Raw genomic sequence first — 20,843 nt, forward strand, 5'->3', positions numbered from 1 at the left:
GCGACCCTCGGGTGAGGCAGACGGCTACCTCAACGACGCAGCGGGTAGTGGCCCGAGGGCGCGAGGGCGCGGAACATCGGTTGATCCACCCCTAGGGCGAAAGCGAGCGAGCCAGGTGCGCGCACTGGTGGTCGACCACGCCGAGGACGGGCCGATCCGGTTGGCCGAGGTCGCCGAGCCCGAACCCGCCCCGCACGAGTGCCTGGTCGCCGTCTCGCACATCGGGCTCAACCCGTGCGACCTGGAGCACGCCGGGCGAAGACCGGGCGGTTCGGTCCACGGCCGGGACGCGTCGGGCGTGGTGGTCGCGGCGGCGGCGGACGGGTCGGGGCCCGCGGTGGGCAGCCGGGTCGCGGTGGGGCGGGCGTGGGGCGCGTGGGCGGAGCGGGTCGCGGTGGACGCGCGGCTGCTGGCGGTGGTGCCGGACGGGGTGGACCTGGCGGACGCGGCGGCGCTCGGGGTGGCGGGGACGACGGCGCTGCGGGTGCTGCGGACCCGGTCGGTGCTGGGGCGGGAGGTGCTGGTCACCGGGGCCAGCGGCGGGGTCGGGCGGTTCGCGGTGCAGCTGGGGGCGCTGGCGGGGGCTCGGGTGAGCGCGCTGGTCGGGGCGGCCAGGCGGGTGGAGGGCTTGCGGGGGTTGGGGGCGAGCTGGGCGGGGGTGCTGGCGGACCTGCGCGGGGAGTTCGACCTGGTGGTCGACACGGTGGGCGGGCCGCAGCTGGCCGACGTGTGGGAGCGGGTGGCGCCGGGCGGTGACCTGCGGCTGGTGGGGGTGGCGTCCGGGGAGCGGACGGTGTTCGGGCCCGGCGAGCTGTTCGCGCTGGGGCCCGCGCGGACGATCAGCACGTTCGGCGGGGAGCTGCCGGGGGTGGCCGAGGAGCTGGCGGTGCTGCTGGACCTGATGGCGCGCGGGCGGCTGTCCGCCGAGGTCGGGCTGCGCGGGGACTGGCACGAGCTGCGGGGGGCGGCGATGGCGCTGTTCGCGCGCGAGGTGCGGGGGAAAGTGGTGTTGGACGTGTTCTGATCGGGGCAGGTGGTCGCCCACCCCGATCACGGGGTCAGGGCGCGGTCGGCCAGGTCAGGGCGAAGGTCGCGACGGCGGCGGCGACCACGATCACCACGGCGATCACGATGGGAACCCACCGCTTGCCGGACTTCTCGCCGGTCTCACCGGTCTCGTCGACCTTCTCGCCCTTGCCGCGCTTCTTCTCGCCCCTCTTGCCCTTCCCACCGCTCTCGGGCTGACCGCCGTTCGGCACCCGCAGCACCTGCGTCGGTCCCGGCGCGTCCTGCTGCCCCGGCAGCGGCACCTCCTGCGTCGGGCCGGGCTCGCCGTCGACCGGGAGCTGCGAGCGGACCGGCAGGAGCTGGGTCTGCGCCGGGGTCGGCGTGGTCGGCTGCACCTCCACGGGCTGCGTCACGCCCGGCGGCACGTCGTCGTCCACGACGTCGGCGACGATCACCGACACGTTGTCCGGCCCGCCGCCCGCCAGCGCCAGGCTGATCAGGGTGTCCGCGCAGGTCGCCACGTCGCCCTCGCGCATGGCGCGCTCGATGGCCTCGAAGTCGACCACGTCCGACAGGCCGTCCGAGCACAGCAGGAACCGGTCGCCCGCGCGCGCCCGGCGCAGGTGCGTGGTCGGCTCCACCTGGGCGTTGCCGACCAGCACGCGCAGCACGATGGAGCGCTTCGGGTGGACCTCGGCCTCCTCCTGCGTGATGTAGCCCGCGTCCACCAGCGACTGCACGAAGCTGTCGTCCTTGGTCATCTGGTCGAGCGCGCCCTCGCGCATCCGGTAGGTGCGCGAGTCGCCGATGTTGAGCAGCACGACCCACTCGCCGCCGAACAGCACGGCGGTCAGGGTGGTGCCCATCGACGCGAGCGCGGGGTTGGCCGCGACCAGGTCGTTGATGGCCGAGTTGCCCGACTCGACGGCGGCGTGCAGCTGCTCGATCGGGTCACCGGTGAGCCGGTGGTCGTCGAGCGGCGCGAGCGCCCCGATCACGGCCTTGCTGGCGACCTCGCCCCCCGCGTGCCCACCCATGCCGTCCGCGACCGCCAGCAGGCGGGGACCCGCGTACAGGGAGTCCTCGTTGTTCTGGCGGACCAGGCCGCGATCGCTGCGGGCGGCGTAGTTCAGCACGAGTGCCATGCCGTCACTCTAGCCAGCCGGGCGCGGTGGTCCGACCCGTGGATTGGGCTCGCGCGGCGAGGCGGTCCGGAGCCCAGGGGCGGGCGCCGGTCCGGACCACCCGGCGGGGGCGCTTCCCGTTGCCGCGCAAGGGGTTTCAGCGGGGCTGTCGGGTCACCCGGACGCGCTGCGACATCGGTGCGGTCCTCCGGCGTTCCGCTGTCCCGCGCCCGGTGGTCCTGTTCGCTCGACGTGCGGCCCGAGGTCCGGGCCCGTTCCGAGGGGAGTCCCGCCCTGCGCTCGACCGCACTGACCGCGGTGGCGTTGTCCTTGCTCACGACCCTGACCACGGGAACCGCGCACGCCGACGCGCCGCTACCCGCGAACGACTCGTTCACGAGCGCCACCCCCGTCACGTCCCTGCCGTTCACCGAGCAGGCGGACGTGCGGGCGGCGACCGTGGAGCCGGGTGAGGTCCAGGGGTCCTGCGACGCCGCTCCGACGAGATCGATCTGGTACGCGCTCACCCCGGCCGAGGGCGCACCAGCCGGTGAAGTTCTACTCGCTGTCCTGGGACGAGGGCGGCGGCGAGGGCGTGACCGTGCGGTGGGACCTGGGTGACGGGACGAGCACGACGCTGGACCGCCCGGAGCACGTGTACGCCAGGCCGGGCCTGTACCGGGTGACGCTGACGGCGACGACCAGGGACGGCCGGACGGCGACGGTCACCAGGCCGTTGCGCGTGCGCCGGTAGGCGCTCCCCCGCAGGCCGCTGCCACGGGCGGCCCGCGGGGTTGCCCGGTCAGGCCGCCTCGCCGGTCCAGCCCGTGGCGCGCAGCCAGTCCTCGAACGTCATCAGGCCGGGGTGCAGGCGGCGCAGGGCGGGGAGGTCGCGGTCGAGGTCGGCGATCGGCCTGGTCTGGAAGAGCTCGAACATCGACGCGAAGTCGTGGCCCCCGTTCGCCCGCATGGCCTCCAGCGGCACCGGCAGGTAGGCGCTGGGGATGCCGGTGACGCGCTCGAAGGTCGCCGCGATCTCCGCGCCGGTGGGGCTGTCCGCCACCACGGCCAGGTCGCGGGCGCCCCAGCCGTGCCAGTCCTCGAACATCCTGGCCGCGAACCACGCGATGTCGTCCAGCGCGATCAGCGGGTAGCGGCCCCGCTCGCCGAGGGGGACGCGGAACAGCGCGCCGGCGCGGCCGTCCGGCAGGGTGGTGCGCTCCGGGGGCAGGCTGGCCGGGAAGTTCTCGTAGTACGGGGCGGTGGTCAGGATCGAGGTGCTGCGGGTGTGCCAGCCCTCCTCGCCGCGCTCGGCCTCGTCCGCGCGGTGGGTGTGGACGTGCGCGGCCACGCCCGCCTTCGCGTCGTAGTGGGACATCCGGACCCGGCCGCCGGTCAGCGCCGACGCGCCGTCCAGAGAGGACCAGACGAAGCGCGCCACCCCCGCCTCCCGCGCCGCCTCCAGCGCGGTGACGCCCTGGCGGTGCTCGGCCAGGACACCGCCCGCGCCGAAGTGGTCGGTGTTGCAGAACACCTGGTCCACGCCCTCCAGCGCGGCCCGCAGCGTCCCCGGCTCGTCCAGGTCGCCCTTCGCCGCGCCCGCGCCGAGGTCGCGCAGCGCCCGCGCCCTGGCCGATTCCGGGTCGCGGGTGAACGCGGTCACCGTCCCCGTGCCCAGCAGGGCCCGCACGACCCTCGACCCCATCAACCCGGTCCCGCCGATCACCAGCGTGCTCGTCACCGGTGGCTCCTCTCCTCGCTGTGCCTGTCCGGCCCCGACTGTGCGGCCCTGACTGTCCGGCCCCGACTGTCCGGCCGCTCGCCCTCGCGGATCCAATGCCCGGAGCGGTGGGCACGATGCCCCGGAGGCATCGGACGTGCTCGGGGGCCGCCGGCTAGGGTGGTGGTGTGCCCAGCGCCACGCCGTTCCCGGTGGACCTCGACCTGCGGGTGGTCCGGTACTTCGTCGCGGTGGCCGGGCACGGGCACTTCGGGCGGGCGGCCGAGGAGTGCCTGGTCGGGCAGCCGACGTTGAGCAGGCAGATCCGGGGGTTGGAGCGGCGGCTCGGCGTGGCGCTGTTCCGGCGCACGCCGCGCGGCGCGGTGCTCACGTGCGCGGGGGCGGCGTTCCTTCCGCACGCGGAGCGGTTGCTGCGGGTCGCGGACGGGGCGGTCGCCGCCGCTCGGGCCGCCGGGGGACCGGAGCGGCTGGTCGTCGGGTACGCGCCGGGGCTGTCGGTGACCGGGGCCATCCGGTCGGTGCGCGAGCGGGCGCCCGGCGTGGCGGTGCGCAGCGTGCACCTGGGGTGGAACGACGCCGCGACCGCGCTGCGGGAGCGGCGGGTCGACGCGGTCGTCGCGCGGATGCCGCTGCGCGCCGAGCGGCTGCGGGTGACCCGGCTGTACGACGAGCCGCGCATGGTCGTGCTGCCCCGGTGGCACCGGCTCGCCGGGCGGGAGTCGTTGGCGTTGGCGGACATCCGCGACGAGCGGCTGCCCACGACCACCGGCTCGACCCCGGAGTGCGCGGCCCACTGGCGGCTGGAGCCCAGGCCCGGTGGGGGGAGCGCGCCCGAGGGGCCGGAGCTGGAGTCGCCGGACGACGTGTGGGACTGCGTCGCGGCGGGTGAGGCGCTGGCGGTGGTGGCGCGCGACCACGGGCGGGTGGTGCCGCCGGAGCTGACCGTGCTGCCGCTGCGCGAGGAGCCGACGACCGTCGTGGTGGCCGCGCGGCAGGACGACGAGCGGGGGCTGGTCGCGGCGTTCGAGCGGGCCGCCGCGCGCCCCCTCCCCCGGTAGGACAAGGGCTCCCGGCTCCTCCCCCGGTGCCGCGCGGAACGGCGCCGGCGGCCGAGGACAGGGCGGTCCGCGCGTCGCTACCGTTCCGGCACCGAGTTCCCGCCGGGCGGCCGTCAGCGCCGCCGACGAGTGCGGGAAACCCTTGATGCCGAAGGGAAAAACCATGGCGATCTACCACGGAATCCGCTTCTCCGTCCGGCCCGGCGTGACCGGGGAGGCCGTCGCTGCCGGGCTCGCGGCGATGCGGGACGCCGCCCGCGCCACCCCGGCCGTCACCTCGTTCGTCGTCGGCCGGGACTTCGGCGGCGACTACGACTACGGGGCCGTCTCCGTCGTGGCGGACCTGGTCGGTTACGCCGAGATGATGAACCACCCGGCGCACCTGGAGGTGGACCGGGCCGGGTTGCCGCTGATCGAGCGGTTCGCGTCGTTCGACGTGAGCGACGACCCCGATCCCGAGCTGGGCGCGCGGATCGCGGAGATCCACCGGAGCCGGTACGCGGCCAACCCGGACGTCGCCGACCTCGTCTCCGACCTCGACGACCACCGGGGCAGCGGCGCGCCCGGCGGGAGCGCGTCGTGAGCGGGGCCGCGCGGGTGGACCGGGCCGCGACCGAGGTCGTGCTGCCCCGGCCGGTGGGGCCGGACGGGCTGGAGACGCGGGTGCGGGAGCTGCCCGCGCCCGGAGTCGGCGAGGCCCTGGTGCGCATGGAGGCGACCGGGGTGTCGTTCGCCGAGCAGCAGATGCGCCTGGGCCGGTACCACGACCAGCCGTCGTTCCCGTTCGTGCCCGGTTACGACGTGGTGGGCGTGGTCGAGGCGGTGGGGCCGGACGTGGGGCCTGCGCTGGTGGGGCGCAGGGTGGCGGCGGTGCTCAAGGTCGGCGGGTGGGCCAGCCGCCTGCTGGTCGCGGCGGGCGACCTCGTTCCGGTGCCGGACGGGATCGGGGCCGCCGAGGCGGAAGCGGTGCTGGTGAACGGGATCACCGCCTGGCAGCTGCTGCACCGGGCGGCGCGCGTGCGCCGGGGCGGGGCGGTCGTGGTGCTGGGCGCGAACGGCGGGGTCGGGTCGGTCCTGGTGCAGCTGGCCCGGCACGCCGGGATCACCGTGATCGGCACGGCCTCGGCCGGGCACCACGACGCGGTGCGCGCGCTGGGCGCGACCCCCGTCGACTACCGCGAACCCGGCCTGCCGGACCGCCTCCGCGCGCTGGCCCCGGACGGGGTGGACGCGGTGTTCGACCACGTCGGCGGGCCGGGGCTGGTGGACTCGTGGCGGTTGGTGCGCGGGGGCGGCACGCTGGTCAACTACGGTTCGGCGTCCACGAAGGACGAGAAGGGCAGCGTTCTCGGCGCCGCCGCCCTGTTCGGCAGGCTGTACCTGTGGGACCTGCTGCCCAACGGGAAGCGCGCGCTGTTCTACGACTTCTGGGCGGGCAGGCGCAGGCTGGCGGACTTCCGGGCCAGGCACCGGGCCGACCTGACCGAGGTGCTCTCGCTGGTCGCGAACGGCGCGCTGGCGCCACGGGTGGCCGCCCGCGTGCCGCTGAGCCGGGCGGGCGAGGCGCTGGCGCTGGCCGAGTCGCGCACCGCGCTGGGCAAGGTCGTCATCGTCGCGGACTCGTGGGGGAAACCATGAGCGCCAACGACTTCCGCCCCGGCGAGGTGGACAACCGGGCCGCCTACGCGGGTTTCACCCTGGCCTTCGTCCTCGGCCACGGCTCGGCCGCGCTGTCCAGGGGCGCCGACCCGCCCCTGCCGCTGCCGCACTGGGTTCCGCTGGTCGTGCTGGCGCTGTTCCTGGTGCCGGCGCTGGCGCTGTCCGTGCGGGCCGGTGTGCGGGCCCAGCGGGGCGCGGGCCCGGAGCGCGAGCGCGCCGAGTCGCTGCTCGGCGGCGCGTGGTGCACGGGGTTCGTCGCGCTGGCGCTGGCGATCACCGGCCTGGCGGCGGGAACGCCGTCGCTGCAGGACGTGCTGTGGCCGGCGGGGTCGGTCCTGATCGTCGGGATGGTCAACGTCGCCGAGGGCGCGGTGCGGCGCGACGTCCTGCACTACGCGCTGGGGACGTGGCTCGCGCTGCTGTCGTCCGCGTCCCTGTTCCTGGACGTGGCGGGCGTGTACGCCGTGCTGGCGGTGGCCGGTGGTGGCGGTTACGCGCTGGCGGCGGCGTTGGCGGGCACGCGTGTGGCGCGCACGCCCTAACCGCCGGGCCGCACGATCCCCGAGTCGTAGGCGAACACGATCGCCGCCGCCCGGTCGCGCGCGCCGAGCTTGCCGAAGATCGCGCCCACGTGCGTCTTCACCGTGGTCTCCGCAAGGCACAGGCGCCCGGCGATCTCCCGGTTCGACGCGCCGCGCGCCATCAACCGCAGCACGTCCAGCTCCCGCCCGGTCAGCTCCCCTGGGGCGTTCGCGGGCGCGGGCCGGCCGAACCGCCGGTAGGAGGCCAGGACGGGGCCGAGCATCGTGCCGTCGATCCAGGTCCCGCCGCCCGCGACCGTGCGCACCGCCTCGATCAGGTTCTCCGGTGTGGCGGACTTCAGCTCGAACCCCGCCGCGCCCGCGTCCACCGCCGCCCACAGCACGTCGTGGTCGTCGAACGTGGTCAGCACGCACACCGGCGGCCCGCCGGACGCCCGGAGCCTGCGCGTGGCCTCCACGCCGTCGACGCCGGGCATCCGCACGTCCATGCACACCAGGTCGGGCGAGCACCCGGCGGCGGCGCGCACCACGTCCGCGCCGTCGCCGCGCTCGCCGACGACGCGGATGTCCGGCTGGCTGCGCAGCACGAGCGCGAGTCCGGCCCGCACCATCGGCTGGTCGTCCACGAGCAGCACGCGGATCACGAGGTCCTCCTCAACCGGCGGGGCAGGCGGGCGCGCACGGTCCAGCGGCCGTGGTGCGGCGAGGCGCGGAACTCGCCGTCGACGGCGGTGACCCGGTGTTCCAGCCCCGACAACCCCATGCCGCCGCTCACGCGCGCAGCTGTTGGCGCGCAAGGGCTTTCCACCACCACGACGACGTGGCGCCCGTCCAGCTCCACCCGGATCACCGCTTCGGGCGGTCGCGGGGCGTGCTTGGCGACGTTGGTGAGCGCCTCGCGCAGCACGTCGTGCAGCACGATGCGCGGGGCCGCGTCGATGGTCCCCACGTCCCCGTCCACCCGCGCCTCGACCCGCATCCCCGCGTCCCGGTAGACCTTGATCAGCTCCTCGACCTCGCCGACCCCCGACGGCGCCGCGATCCCGTCCCCCCGGTGCATCAGCACGAGCGCCTGCCGCAACTCCGCCATGCCCTCGCGCCCCACGGTCTCGGCGCGCCGCAAGGCCTCCTCGGCCTCGGCGGGCGAGGCGGCCAGGTTCATCCGAGCCCCGGCGAGGTTCAGCAGCACCACGCTGAAGCTGTGCCCGACGACGTCGTGCAGATCGCGCGCGACCCGCTGCCGATCGGCCGCGACGGCGGCCTCGGCCAGCTCGTTCCGGGTGCGCTCCAGCTCGACGATCAACCCCCGCTGCTCCCCGACCAGCCTGCCCAGCACCCATCCGAGCAGCAATCCGGCCGACCAGATCCACGACCCGATCCCCCGGTGCCACGGGTTGGTCTGCAGGGCCCACACGAAGAACGGCGAGACGAGGCACAGCGCGAGCGCCACGACGTCCACCCGCCCCACCGCCCCGGACGCGGCGACGGCCATCGCGATGATCACCACCAGGTAGGCGCTCTGCGTGACGGCGGCGGCGTCCCCGACCACCGTGGGAACCGCCGTCCAGGCCAGCAGCACCCACCCCGGCATCGTCCGCCAGAGCACCCGCACCACGAGCGCGAGCGCCATCACCAGCGCGACCCACCGCCCCCAGCCGTGCGCGTAGGCGAAGTTGAGCACCCCGAACGCGCTCCCGAGCACGGCGGCCCTGCTGACGAACACGTCCCGGCCGCGCGACAGCAACCGCACACCCCGGATGGTAGGCGAACCCGGTCGGCGGGAGCCCGTTCGGCGGGAACGGCGGTCCCGCGGGAGGAGCCGCTCTCCTACCACGGGAGGAGAAGCCCTCGAGCTCTTCAGACTCCCCCGATGGTCTGCCTGATCTGCCGCAAGCACGGGGGCGAGGGCCCACTGGTCGGCCCGCGGGTGTGGCACGACGACCTGGTCGTGGTCACCCACCACCCCGCAGGCTTCCCCGGCCACCTCCTCGTCGACTCCCGCCGCCACGCACCGGAACTGGCCGACCTCGCCTCCAGGCTCACCGAGCACTTCCGCTGACCTCCCCCACCCCCGATCGTTCCCCGCAGGACCAGCCAGGTCACCCGCTCGGCCGCCCGCTCGTGGTCGCCGCGTAGCGGCTCGAACATCCATCTGAGCGTCCTGGGGATTGTCTACCGCCGTCCGGGTGGCTTGACTTGAGACGTGACGCGGCGAGCGCTCCCGACGACCTTCGGAGCGGCCGGGCGGGGGCGGCGGCGGCGAGCACGGCGGAGCACGACGAGCTAGGCGACACCACTCTCCTCTTCACCCGTCCGCACGACGACGTCGGACGGCGCGACACCTCGGGGGCGGTGGGGAAGCGGTCGGGCAGTCTGGGGTAGACGTGTCCAGCCAGGCCGGTTTCCCGCTGGAGCACCGCGCGGACAGCGGCGCGGGGCCTTCGCGCGGGGCGGCCCGACCGGGGCAGGCGCCTCTCGCGCGTCCCCCTTCGCACGACCGGAGCGCGTGAGCCACCGCTCATCGCCCGGCAGCAGGCCACAGCGGATCGACGCCGCACCGGCGCAGGGGGCAGAACCGGGGCACGACAGGACCACGACCGAGAACGACGCGCGGTCTTCTCGCCGCGCCAGCGCACACTCCGCACCACCCGAACCGCCGCACGCACCGGCAGTCCGCCGCGCCCACCGCGCACGGCGGACTGGCGGACCAGTGCGCCCAAAAATGAGGGAAGCGTCGTGAACACGCAGGCAGAAAACTCGAAGAACGGCTTATCCCGCCGCAAGCTGCTGGCCGCGGGCGGGCTCGCGCTGGCCACGGGCGGCGTGACCGCCGCGGTCGGGCGCACCGGGTCCGCGTCCGCCTCGGACGTGGACGCGGGCGCGGCCACGACCTACGACGCGATCGTCGTGGGCGCGGGGTTCGCGGGCGCGGTCGCCGCGCGGGAGCTGGGGGCGCGCGGGGTGAGCACGCTCGTGCTGGAGGCACGCGACCGGATCGGCGGGCGCACCTGGACCGACACCTTCGAGGGCGAGGTGGTCGAGATGGGCGGCCAGTTCGTGGACTCCTCGATGCCGCTGGTCACCGCCGAGCTGGAGCGCTACGGCGTCCTCGCCGCGGCGAGCCTGCCGCTCGACCACGCGGTGGCGCCCACGCCCGACGGGTTCGCCCCGATGCCGCTGGGCGACTACGCGACCCGGCAGGGCGGCCTGCTGGCCAGGCTGTTCGAGGGGGCGGAGACCTACTTCCCCAGACCCAACGACCCGATGTACCGCAGAGACCTGGTCACCCCGCTGGACGCGCTGACGCTGCGCGACCGCATCGGCCAGCTGAACCTGAGCCGGGCCGACGAGCTGCTGCTGAACGGGGTCACGGCGGGGCAGTCCGGAGGTTCGAGCGGGTTCGGCGCGCTGACCTCGCTGGCGCAGTGGTGGGCGCTGGTCGGCTGGAACGCGCAGAACTGGTACCAGGCGCAGAGCCACCGGGTCGGGCCGGGGATGCGGACGCTCCTGGAGGCGATCCTCGCCGAGTCGGGGGCGGACCTGAAGCTGCGCGCGCCGGTCGCCTCGGTCACCGACACCGGTTCCAGGGTCAGGGTGGTCACGACGACGGGGACGGCCTACACGGCCCGCGCGGTGGTGGTGGCCGTGCCGGTGAACCTGTGGCCGACGATCGCGTTCTCCCCGACGCTCCCCCAGGTGCACCGGGCGGCGGGCGCCGAGGGCGTCGGCGTGCCGAACGTGCGCAAGATGTGGATGCTGGTGGAGGGCGTCCCGGACGCGGTGCTGGCCACGGGCGCGGAGGGCGACCCGTTCACGACCGTCCTGTCGCACAGCAGGGTCGGCGCGGACCGGCAGATCATGATGGGGCTGAACACGCTGCCCGCGCTGGACCTGGGCAGCCGGGCGGCCGTCGAGCGGGAGCTGCGGAGGATGCTGCCCGGCGCGACGCTGGTCCGCTACCGGGCGCACGACTGGGGCGCGGACCCCTACGCGCGGGGCGGGTGGGCGCTGCGCAAGCCCAAGCAGCTGACCAACCAGCTCCCGGCGATCCAGCGGCCACACGGGCGGGTGGCGTTCGCCACCAGCGACATCGCCAGCGGCTGGGTCGGGTTCGTCGAGGGGGCCATCGAGTCCGGGGCGAACGCGGGCAAGCAGGCCGTCGGGCTGGCCGGGGGCTGACCGGGCTGCTGACCGGCGGGGGCGGCGGGCTGGCGGTGGGGCGGCCCCTCGGGGGCCGTCCCTCCCCCCACGCGGTCGGGTCGCGCTCCCGGCGCGGCGCGGGCGAGTGCTCGCGGGCGGGTGCTCGCAGGCAGGGGCACGCAGGCGGGGGCTGGCAGGCGAGTGCTCGCGGGCGGGGGGACGCCCTAGCCCTCCACCCCCTGACCAACCGACCGGGCGCGTCGGACGCCCGAGGCGATCCGGGCCCCCAGCACGCCGTGCCGGGGAGCGAGCAGGTAGGCCAGCAGGAACACCACCCCCTGCACCAGGACCACGGTCGCGCCGGACGCGGTGTCCAGGTGGTAGCTCAGGTACAGCCCCGCCACCGCCGAGCCGACCGAGAGCGCCGGGGCGATCACCAGCATCCGCCCGAACCGGTCGGTCAGCAGGTGGGCGGTCGCGCCGGGGAGGATCAGCATCGCCACCACCAGGACCACGCCGACCACCTGCAGGGCCACCACGCACGTCAGCGCGAGCAGCCCGAGCAGGGCCGCGCCGAGCAGGCGGGGGCTGAGGCCGATGGCGTGGGCGTGCACCGGGTCGAAGGCGTAGAGGGTGAAGTCGCGGCGCTTGAGCAGCAGCGCGGTCAGCGCGACCGCGCCCAGCGCCGCGATCTGCGCCAGGTCCGCCCGGCTGACCCCCAGGACGTTCCCGAACACGACGTGCCCCAGGTCGGTCTGGCTGGGCACCACCGACACCAGCACCAGCCCGAGCGCGAACAGGGTGGTGAACACGACGCCGATCGCGGCGTCCTCCTTGACCCGGCCCGCGTCGCGCACCGCGCCGATCAGCGCCACCGCCAGGAACCCGGACACCACCGCGCCCAGCGCGAACGGGGCGCCCGCGACGTGGGCCAGCACGACGCCGGGCAGCACGGCGTGCGACACCGCGTCGCCCATCAGGGACCAGCCGATGAGCACCAGCCAGCAGGACAGCACCGCGCACACCGCGGCGGCCACCACGGAGGCGAGCAGCGCCCGCGCCATGAAGCCGTAGGTGAGCGGTTCGACGAGCAGTTCGCAGACGTTCACACCGGTTCCCCGTCCCGCGCGGTCGCGTCGAGCCCGAACGCGCGGGCGAGGGTGTCCGGGGTCAGCACGTCGTGCGGCGCCCCCCTGGCCAGGACGCGGCGCATGAGCAGCACCGCCTCGTCGGCCAGCTCGGGCAGGGCGCGCAGGTCGTGCGTGGACACCAGCACGGCCGCGCCGTCGGCGGCCAGCTCGCGCAGCAGGGCGGTCATCAGCGCCTCGGAGCGCTTGTCCACGCCCGCGAACGGCTCGTCCAGCAGCAGCACGCGCGCCCGCTGGGCGATGCCGCGCGCGACGAACGCGCGCTTGCGCTGCCCGCCGGACAGGCTGCCGATCTGCCTGCCCGCCAGCGCGGTGAGGCCGACCCGGTCGAGGGCCCGGTCGACGGCGTCGTGGTCGGCGCGGCCGGGTCGCCGGGTGAAGCCCAGCCTGCCGTGCCTCCCGGTCATGACCACGTCCCGCACCGACACCGGGAAGCCCCAGTCGACGGCCTCGCTCTGCGGCACGTAGGCGACCGCGCCCGCCCGCCTGGCCGCGAGGGGCCCGCCGCCCGCGACCAGCACCCGGCCGCGCTCGGGGCGCACCAGCCCGGTGATGGCCTTGAACAGGGTCGACTTCCCGGAGCCGTTCACGCCGACCAGCCCGCACACCCGGCCCTCGGCCAGGTCGAGGGTGACCCCGTCGAGGGCGAGCACGTCGCCGTAGCGGACCGTCACGCCCCGCACCTCCAGGGCGCTCACCGCGCGCCCCCGGTGAGGGCGGCGGCGATGGTGCGCGCGTCGTGCCGGATCAGGTCGAGGTAGGTGGGCACGGGGCCGTCGGGCTCGGAGAGCGAGTCCACGTGGAGCACGCCGCCGAACGCGGCCCCGGTCGCGGCGGCGACCTGGCGCATGGGGGCGTCGGAGACGGTGGACTCGCAGAACACGGCGGGCACCCCGGCGGCCCGCACGTGGTCGACGACGCGGGCGACCTGGCGCGGGGTGGCCTGCCGCTCGGCGTTGACCGCCCACAGGTAGTGGTCGGTCAGGCCGGCGTCGCGGGCCAGGTAGGGGAAAGCGCCCTCGCAGGTGACCAGGGAGCGGCGGTCATCGGGCACGGCGCGCAGCGCGGACACCAGGTCCTCGTGCGCCCGCAGCAGCTCGGCGCGGTAGCGCTCGCCGTTGGCGCGGAAGTGCCCGGCGTGCTCGGGGGCGAGGTCGCTGAACGCCGCCACGAGGTTGTCGACGTAGGCGCGGGTGGTGAGCGGGGACATCCAGGCGTGCGGGTTCGGCTCGCCTGCCCGCGCGTCCTCGCTGATCGGGATGGGGGTGACGCCCGCGCTGGCGACCACGCGCGGCGCGCCCGCGTCCTCGGTGTACTTGGCGGCCCACGCTTCGAGGCCAAGTCCGTTGTCCACCACCAGGTCCGCCCGCGCCGCCTTCTTGACGTCGGCCGGGGTCGGCTCGTAGCCGTGGACCTCGACGCCGGGCCGGGTGATCGACTCGACCCGGAGGCGCCCGCCCGCGACGTTGGCCGCGATGTCGGCGAGCACGGTGAAGGTCGTCAGCACCACGGGCCTGCCGTCCGAGGTCGCGCCGCCCGCGGCGCCGCAGGCCGCGGTCAGCAGCGCGATCGAGGTGATCGCGCCCACCACTCGGGGAAGTTGGGGCATGGCACCGAACCTAGGGTCGGGTGGGCGGGGTGGACAGGGAGCGCGTGCGGGAAGGGCTAACCGGGCGCTAACCCGGCGCGCCGGACCTGCGCGGGGCGGCGCGCGGACGGGTTCGCCACCGCCGGGCGCGGCTGGGCGCCCGGCGGCGGGCGGGGAGCAGGCGGGCGGCGCGAACGGCGCAAGCGGCGCGGGCGGGTCGGATCAGTCCCGGCGACGCGGACCCCGGTCCCGGTGAACGCGAACCACCACCAGCGAACGCGAACCGGCCCCAGCGAACGCGAACCGGTCCCGACGAGCGCGGACCGGCCCCAGCGACGCGAACCGGCCCCAGCGAACACGAACCGGTCCCGACGAGCGCGGACCGGCCCCAGCGACGCGAACCGGCCCCAGCGAACACGAACCGGTCCCAGCGACACGAACCACTCCCCGCGCACGCGAACCGGTCCCGGCGGACGTGCCGCCGGGACCGGTGTCAGGCGAGCAGGATCAGCGGGTCCCACCCGGCGGCGGCGGGAAGTAGCCGGTGCGCACGAAGAACCCCAGGTAGGTCGCCAGCAGCTCCCCGGTGATCGGCGGGCAGCTCACCGGGGTGCCCGTCAGCGCGTCGTCGAGCTTCTTGGTGGCGATGTCCGGGTAGCCGCCCGCGCCGGTGAACGCCAGCTCGAACACGTCGAGCAGCGGCGTCAGCGCGTTCGACGGGTCGCGGCGGACCAGCTCGCTCCACCGCTCCCTGGGCACCTCGGGGAGGTCGTAGCCCATCCCGCGCAGCGCGGTCACGACCTCGGTGAAGGTCAGCGAGTCCTCGTTGGACACGTTGTAGGTCTCGCCGAGGCCGGTCTCGCCGAGGCTCGCGGGTCTGCCCGCGAGCGCGACCACGGCGCGGCTGACGAAGTCCACCGGGGTGGGGTGGAAGGCGATGTCGAGCCCCTCCGGCGCGGCCCCGGACTCCAGGATGCCGCGCACGCTCAGCCACACGAAGTCCTGGTCCTGGCAGGCGCCGCGCTCCTGGTCGCCGGAGATCGAGTCGACCCGGTACACCGACACCGGGACGCCGCGCCGCCTGGCCAGCTCGACCAGGCCCTCCGCGACCCACTTGGACCGCCGGTAGCCGTTGCCGAGGACCTCGGGTGGGCCGGTGGGGTCCAGCTCGGTCAGGCGCGTGCCGGGCCGCTGGTCGTAGACGCCGGTGGAGGACACGTGGTGCACCGGCACGGTGCGGTGCCGGGCGGCCAGCCGCAGGACCTCCTCGGTGCCGCCGACGTTGGCCGCCTTCAGCTCCGGGTACGGGTAGATCCAGTTGACGCCCGCGCCCGCGTGGAACACCACCTCGGCGGTGCGGGCCAACCGGTCGAAGACCTCGGGGGCCAGGCCGAGGCCCGGCTGCGCGAGGTCGCCGACGACGACCTCGACGCGGTCCAGGTCGATCCCGGTGCCGTAGCGCTCGGCCGTGCGCAGCAGGCGCCGCCGGGCGTCCGGCTCGTCGGCGCCGCGCACCAGGCAGTGCACCCTGGCGCGGGTGTGCCGCAGCAGGTCGCGCAGCAGGAACGCCCCGAGGAAGCCGGTGGCCCCGGTGAGCAGGACGTCGGCGGGGTCGGTGGTCAGGTGCGGGGCGGTGTCCGCGACGACGTCGGGGGCCAGGGCGATCTCGGCCGCCAGGTCGACCCCGGTCTCGGCCACCCGCTCGCCGAGCAGGTCGGCGAGCAGGCGCCCGGCCAGCGCCTCCGGGGTGCGGTGGTCGAACACGGCGGTGGCGGGCAGGGGCGCGGGCACCACCTTGGCCAGGCGGTTGCGCAGGTCGACGGCGGTGAGCGAGTCGAAGCCCGCGTCCTGGAACACCTGGTCGGCGGCCAGCGGCTCGTCCCGGCCGAGGACGGCGGCGGCGTGCTCGGCGACGATCCCGAGCAGCAGCGACCGGCGGGCCGGGGCGTCCAGCGCGGCCAGCCGCTCCAGCAGCGCGCCGCCACCGGCCGCGCCCGCCTCGGCGGACTCGGGGCGGAGCCTGGTCCTGGTGAGGCCGCGCATCAGCACGGGCTGCGCGTGGTGGGCGCGGGTGGCGGCGAGGTCGACCGGCATCCCGACCACGGCGGGCTCCGGCTGGCCCGCGGCGGCGTCCAGGACGGCCATGCCGAGGTCGACGGGAAGGAGCAGCAGGCCCTCCTTGGCCATGCGGGTCAGGTGCACCTCGGTGAGGTGCTCGGTCATGGTGCTGGCCCCCTCCCACAGCCCCCAGGCCACGGACACCGCGGGCAGGCCGCGGCGGGCGCGGTGGGCGGCCAGCGCGTCCAGGAAGCTGTTGGCGGCGGCGTAGTTGGCCTGGCCGGGGGTGCCCATCACGCCGGTCACCGAGGAGAACAGGACGAACGCGGACAGGTCGGCGTCGCGGGTCAGCTCGTGCAGGTGCCAGGCCGCGTCGACCTTGGGGCGCAGCACCGAGGTGAGGTCGTCCTCGGTGAGCGAGGCGAGCATCCCGTCGGCCAGCACGCCCGCGGTGTGCACGACGGCGGACAGCGGGTGCGCGTCGGGGACGCAGGCGAGCAGGTCGCGCACGGCCTCCCGGCGGGTGACGTCGCAGGCGGCGACGGTGACGTCGGCGCCCAGGGCGGTCAGCTCGGCCACCAGGTCGGCGGCGCCCGCCGCCTCGGGTCCCCGGCGGCTGGTCAGCAGCAGGCGGCGGACGCCGTGCCCGCGCACCAGGTGCCGGGCCACCGTCGCGCCGAGGGCGCCGGTGCCGCCGGTGATCAGCACGGTCCCGTCGGCGCGCCACGGGGTGGCGGGCGGCCACGGCAGCGGCAGCCTGGACATGCGGGGCACCAGGACCCGGTCGCCGCGCAGGGCGAACTGGGGCTCGCCCACGGCCAGCGCGGCGGCCAGCACCGGGGCCGGGTCCGGGTCGCCCCCCGTGGCGGTGTCGACGAGCACGACCCGGTCGGGGTGCTCGGACTGGACCGAGCGGACCAGGCCGCACAGGGCCGCGCCCGCCAGGTCCGCCTCCTCGGCCGCGTCGGTGGCGACCGCGCCCTCGGTGAGCACGACCAGCCTGGTCGCGGCGAGTGCGGGATCGGCGAGCAGGTCCCGCAGCCGGGCCATGGCGTGCCGGAGCAGGTCGTGCGCGGCCGGGACCGGGTCGTGCGGGCGGGCCGGGCTCGGGCGCAGCAGCAGCACCTCCGGGGCCCGCCCGCCCGGCCGGTGGTCGCTGTCCCAGGCCCACTCGGGGGCGCGGTCGGCGGCGGGCAGCCGGGTGGGTTCCCAGGTGACGCGGAACAGGGCGTCGTGCTCGGCGCCCCGGCCCCGGTCGGCGGGCGCGGTGGCGACCTCGCCCACCGTGAGCACAGGGAGGCCGGAGCGGTCGTGGGCGGTGAGCGCGAACGACCGCCCGTCGCCGGGGGTGAGGCGCACGCGCAGCGCGCCCGCGCCGGTGGCGTGCAGGCGGACGTCGCGCCAGCGGCGCGGGCGGGTGGCGTCGCCGCCGGGGCGCGGGGCGGTGGCGGCGTGCAGGAGCAGCGGGTGCAGGCCGAACCCGGCGGCGAGCCGGTCGGCGGGCGGGGCCAGGTCGGCGAACAGCTCGTCGCCCCGGCGCAGCACGGCGGTGACGCCCAGCCCGGCGAGCGCGGCGTCGACCTCCACCGCCTGGGCCCCCGGTGGCGGCCACTCCTCGGCGGGCGGCGCGGGCAGCGCGACCTGCCTGGCCAGCGCCCCGGACGCCACCAGCTCCCAGGCGCCGTCGGCGGCGTCCGCGCGGGCGTGGACGGTGAACGCCCGCTCCCCCGCGTCGTCCGGCGCGGCCACGGCCAGCTGCAGGGTGGTGGCGTCCCCGGCGGCGAGCCGGACGGGGCCGTGCAGGGACAGCTCGCGCACCACGTCGCAGTCGGTGCGGTCGGCCGCGCGCAGCGCCAGGTCGACCAGCGCCGCGTCGGCGCTGCCCGGCAGGTCGGCGAGCCAGGGGTGCGCGGCGGTGGACAGCCTGCCGGCGAGCAGGGCGGTGTCGGCGTCCGCGCGCTGGGCGAGCGAGCCGAGCAGCGGGTGGTCGGCGGGGGCGAGGCCGAGGTCGGCGACCTCGGTGGACCCGGTGGCGCGCAGCCAGTAGCGGCGGCGCTGGAACGGGTAGGTGGGCAGCTCGACCGGGCGGGCGTCGCGGCCGTGCACGGCGGCCCAGTCGGGGGTGAGGCCCGCCGCGCACAGCGCGCCGAGGGCGGTCGCGGCGGTGCGCGGCTCGTCGTGGCCCGGCCGCAGCAGGGGGACCGCGAGGCGCCCGTCCCGCTCCGAGTCGTCCAGGACGCGCTGCGCCTGCGCGGTGAGCGCCCCGTCCGGGCCGACCTCGAGCAGCGCGGTCACCCCGAGCTCGTCCAGCCGGGTCACCGCGTCCAGGAAGCGGACGGAGCGGCGGGCGTGCCGGGTCCAGTGGTCGGGGCCGAGCTCGCCGTCCTCGACGGGGCGCCCGGTGACCGTGGACAGCAGGGGAACGCGGGGCGGGGCGTGCTCGACGGTGGAGGCGATCCGGTGGAACTCGGCGAGCATCGGCTCCATCAGCGGCGAGTGCGAGGCGCAGCTGACGCGCAGCCGCTTGACGCGGCGGCCCCTGGCGGCGAAGCGGGCGGCGACGGCCTCGGCGGGCCGGTGGGCCCCGGAGATCACGACCGAGCGCGGGCCGTTGATCGCGGCGACGCCGACCAGGGGCTCCCCGGCCAGCTCCCGCTCGGCCTCGGCCTCGGTGGCCTCCAGGGCGATCATGGCCCCGCCGGGGGCGAGGCCGTCCATGAGCCTGCCCCTGGCGGCGACCAGTCGCGCCGCCCCGCCCAGGGACAGGGCGCCCGCCGCGTGGGCGGCGGCGACCTCGCCGACCGAGTGGCCCGCCACCCAGTCCGGGCGCAGGCCCCAGCTCTCGACCAGCCGGAACAGGGCGGTCTCCAGCGCGAACAGGGCGGTCTGGGCGTAGACCATGCGGTCGTGCAGCCCGTCGTGCCGTTCGAGCGCGGCGCGCACGGAGTGCTCGGCGTGCCCGTCGAGCTCGGCGTCCACGGCGTCGATCGCCTCGTCGAGCGCGCGGGCGAACACCGGGTGGGCGGCGCGCAGGCCCTGGCCCATGCCCGCGTGCTGCCCGCCCTGCCCGGCGAACAGCAGGGCCAGCCCGCCGGGGCGGCCCGAGCCGGTGAGCGCGTCCGGCGAGCCGTCCGCGAGGGCGCGCAGCCCGGACGCCAGCTCGGCCCGGTCGCCGCCGACGACGACGGCCCTGCGGTCGAAGCGGGTGCGGGTGGCGACGAGCGCGTGCGCGACGTCGGCGGGGTGGTGGTCGTGGGCGTCGAGGTGGTCGGCGAGGTCGGCGGCCCGCGCGCGCAGGGCCGCGTCGGTGGGCGCGGACAGCAGCAGCGGCACGACCCCGGCGAGGTCGCGCGGCGCGGCGGGCGCGGGCTCGGCGGCAGGCGCGGCTTCGGGTTCGGGGGCCTGTTCGAGGATGAGGTGGGCGTTTGTGCCGCTGATGCCGAACGAGGACACGCCCGCGCGGCGCGGCCGGTCCACCTCCGGCCACGGCCGGGACTCGCGCAGCAGCTCCACCGCGCCCCGGCTCCAGTCGACCTCGGGCGTCGGCTCGTCCACGTGCAGGGTCCTGGGCAGGAGGCCGTGCCGGATCGCCTGCACCATCTTGATCACGCCGCCCACGCCCGCCGCGGCCTGGGCGTGCCCGAGGTTGGACTTGAGCGAGCCGAGCCACAGCGGCCGGTCGCCCGGTCTTCCCCTGCCGTAGGCGGCGAGCAGCGCCTGGGCCTCGATGGGGTCGCCCAGGGTGGTGCCGGTGCCGTGCGCCTCGACGGCGTCCACGTCGGCCGGGGTGATCCCGGCGTCGGCGACGGCCGCCCGGATCACCCGCTCCTGCGCGGGGCCGTTGGGGGCGGCCAGCCCGTTGCTGGCGCCGTCCTGGTTGACCGCGCTGCCCCGGATCAGGGCCAGCACCGGGTGGCCCAGCTCCCTGGCCCGCGAGAGCCTGGTCAGCAGGAGCAGGCCGACGCCCTCGGACCAGCCGGTGCCGTCGGCGGAGGCGGCGAACGACTTGCACCGGCCGTCCGGGGCCAGGTTGCCCTGGGCGCTGAACTCCAGCCAGCCGTCCAGGCTCCCGGTGACCGAGGCCCCGCCCGCGAGCGCGAGGTCGCAGTCGCCCGCGCGCAGCGACCGCACGGCCAGGTGCGCGGCCACCAGCGACGAGGAGCAGGCGGTGTCCAGGGTGATGGCGGGGCCCTCCAGGCCGAGCGCGTAGGCGACGCGGCCGGAGGCGACGCTGCCGACCACGCCGGTGGCCAGGTATCCGGCGTACTCGCGCTGGTCCAGCGACTGGTTGTAGGTCTGGGCGGCGATGCCCGCGAACACGCCGGTCCGGCTGCCCGCCAGCGACCTCGGGTCGATGCCCGCGTGCTCCACCGCCTCCCAGGCGACCTCCAGCAGCAGCCGCTGCTGCGGGTCCATGGCGGTGGCCTCGCGGGGCGAGATGCGGAAGAACTCCGCGTCGAACTCGGCGGCGTCGTGCAGGAACCCGCCGTGCCGGGTGTAGGTCTTGCCCGGCCTGCCCGGCCTCGGGTCGTAGCGGGCCGCCACGTCCCAGCCCCGGTCGGCGGGGAACTCGGTGATGGCGTCCCGCTCCTCGGCCACCAGCCGCCACAGCCCGTCGGGGCCGTGCGCCCCTCCGGGGAAGCGGCAGCCCATGCCGATGATCGCGATCGGCTCGTCCGCCGCGGCCTCCAGCTCGGACAGGCGGTCGCGGGTGCGCCGCAGGTCGGCGGTGACCCACTTCAGGTACTCGACGGCCTTCTGGTCATCGGGCATCGGA

Annotated in this window: 15 protein-coding genes and 1 pseudogene; 8 read left to right on the plus strand and 8 right to left on the minus strand. The window is 76.3% G+C overall.

Annotation, left to right across the window (positions count from 1 at the left end; genetic code table 11):
• The first annotated feature begins 115 nt into the window (after nt 1-115).
• Nucleotides 116-1,024 carry a zinc-binding dehydrogenase gene (locus AMIR_RS22030; RefSeq protein ID WP_015803159.1) on the plus strand — a complete coding sequence of 303 codons (909 nt, stop codon included), beginning with the start codon at nt 116-118 and terminating at the stop codon, nt 1,022-1,024.
• Between the two features lie 34 nt (nt 1,025-1,058).
• Here the strand turns inward: AMIR_RS22030 and AMIR_RS22035 are convergent, their stop codons facing one another.
• Nucleotides 1,059-2,153, minus strand: a complete 1,095-nt coding sequence (locus tag AMIR_RS22035) for a PP2C family protein-serine/threonine phosphatase (protein WP_015803160.1) — start codon at nt 2,151-2,153, stop codon at nt 1,059-1,061.
• A 529-nt stretch (nt 2,154-2,682) separates the two neighbouring features.
• On the opposite strand from AMIR_RS22035, the gene AMIR_RS22040 reads away from it, so the two are divergent.
• Complete coding sequence (locus tag AMIR_RS22040; RefSeq protein WP_041836933.1) at nt 2,683-2,886, plus strand: PKD domain-containing protein; 204 nt, start codon at nt 2,683-2,685, stop codon at nt 2,884-2,886.
• A 48-nt stretch (nt 2,887-2,934) separates the two neighbouring features.
• On the opposite strand, the gene AMIR_RS22045 is transcribed toward AMIR_RS22040, so the two are convergent.
• Nucleotides 2,935-3,873: an NmrA/HSCARG family protein gene (locus AMIR_RS22045; protein ID WP_015803161.1), complete on the minus strand. Its 939-nt coding sequence runs from the start codon at nt 3,871-3,873 to the stop codon at nt 2,935-2,937.
• A gap of 167 nt (nt 3,874-4,040) precedes the next feature.
• Between AMIR_RS22045 and AMIR_RS22050 the strand changes: the two genes are divergently transcribed.
• The 4 genes from AMIR_RS22050 to AMIR_RS22065 all read left to right on the plus strand — a co-directional run bounded on the left by AMIR_RS22050 (nt 4,041) and on the right by AMIR_RS22065 (nt 7,132).
• Nucleotides 4,041-4,931 carry a LysR family transcriptional regulator gene (locus AMIR_RS22050; RefSeq protein WP_015803162.1) on the plus strand — a complete coding sequence of 297 codons (891 nt, stop codon included), beginning with the start codon at nt 4,041-4,043 and terminating at the stop codon, nt 4,929-4,931.
• 163 nt (nt 4,932-5,094) lie between these two features.
• Nucleotides 5,095-5,514, plus strand: a complete 420-nt coding sequence (locus AMIR_RS22055; RefSeq protein WP_041836934.1) for a Dabb family protein — start codon at nt 5,095-5,097, stop codon at nt 5,512-5,514.
• On the plus strand, nt 5,511-6,569 hold the full coding sequence (locus tag AMIR_RS22060) for a medium chain dehydrogenase/reductase family protein (RefSeq protein WP_015803164.1): 1,059 nt from the start codon (nt 5,511-5,513) through the stop codon (nt 6,567-6,569). Before AMIR_RS22055 ends, AMIR_RS22060 begins: the two co-directional genes overlap by 4 nt.
• Entirely contained in the window at nt 6,566-7,132 is a 567-nt protein-coding gene (locus tag AMIR_RS22065; RefSeq protein WP_015803165.1) for a hypothetical protein, read from the plus strand. Before AMIR_RS22060 ends, AMIR_RS22065 begins: the two co-directional genes overlap by 4 nt.
• On the opposite strand, the gene AMIR_RS22070 is transcribed toward AMIR_RS22065, so the two are convergent.
• Entirely contained in the window at nt 7,129-7,776 is a 648-nt protein-coding gene (locus AMIR_RS22070; RefSeq protein WP_015803166.1) for a response regulator, read from the minus strand. The genes AMIR_RS22065 and AMIR_RS22070 overlap by 4 nt on opposite strands.
• Nucleotides 7,773-8,882, minus strand: a complete 1,110-nt coding sequence (locus tag AMIR_RS22075; RefSeq protein WP_015803167.1) for a sensor histidine kinase — start codon at nt 8,880-8,882, stop codon at nt 7,773-7,775. Before AMIR_RS22075 ends, AMIR_RS22070 begins: the two co-directional genes overlap by 4 nt.
• A 120-nt stretch (nt 8,883-9,002) precedes the next feature.
• On the opposite strand from AMIR_RS22075, the gene AMIR_RS22080 reads away from it, so the two are divergent.
• Together AMIR_RS22080 and AMIR_RS22090 are read left to right on the plus strand one after the other, a co-directional pair.
• Nucleotides 9,003-9,191: an HIT family protein gene (locus tag AMIR_RS22080; RefSeq protein ID WP_015803168.1), complete on the plus strand. Its 189-nt coding sequence runs from the start codon at nt 9,003-9,005 to the stop codon at nt 9,189-9,191.
• A 677-nt stretch (nt 9,192-9,868) separates the two neighbouring features.
• Nucleotides 9,869-11,311, plus strand: coding sequence for a flavin monoamine oxidase family protein (locus AMIR_RS22090; protein ID WP_015803169.1), 1,443 nt, complete (start codon nt 9,869-9,871; stop codon nt 11,309-11,311).
• A gap of 185 nt (nt 11,312-11,496) precedes the next feature.
• Here AMIR_RS22090 and AMIR_RS22095 read toward each other — a convergent pair whose 3' ends face one another.
• The 4 genes and pseudogenes from AMIR_RS22095 to AMIR_RS22110 form a co-directional block, all read right to left on the minus strand.
• On the minus strand, nt 11,497-12,381 hold the full coding sequence (locus tag AMIR_RS22095; RefSeq protein ID WP_015803170.1) for a metal ABC transporter permease: 885 nt from the start codon (nt 12,379-12,381) through the stop codon (nt 11,497-11,499).
• The gene (locus AMIR_RS22100) at nt 12,378-13,118 is read right to left on the minus strand and encodes a metal ABC transporter ATP-binding protein (RefSeq protein WP_015803171.1); all 741 of its coding nucleotides are present in this window, start codon (nt 13,116-13,118) and stop codon (nt 12,378-12,380) included. The genes AMIR_RS22095 and AMIR_RS22100 overlap by 4 nt, the downstream gene beginning before the upstream one ends.
• Nucleotides 13,115-14,029 (minus strand): metal ABC transporter solute-binding protein, Zn/Mn family, encoded by a 915-nt coding sequence (locus tag AMIR_RS22105; RefSeq protein ID WP_015803172.1) that lies wholly within the window; start codon nt 14,027-14,029, stop codon nt 13,115-13,117. Before AMIR_RS22105 ends, AMIR_RS22100 begins: the two co-directional genes overlap by 4 nt.
• A gap of 486 nt (nt 14,030-14,515) precedes the next feature.
• Nucleotides 14,516-20,836, minus strand: a pseudogene (locus AMIR_RS22110) (thioester reductase domain-containing protein); the annotation flags it as partial.
• Nucleotides 20,837-20,843 lie beyond the last annotated feature (7 nt).

The organism is Actinosynnema mirum DSM 43827, assembly GCF_000023245.1.
Taxonomy (GTDB): domain Bacteria; phylum Actinomycetota; class Actinomycetes; order Mycobacteriales; family Pseudonocardiaceae; genus Actinosynnema; species Actinosynnema mirum.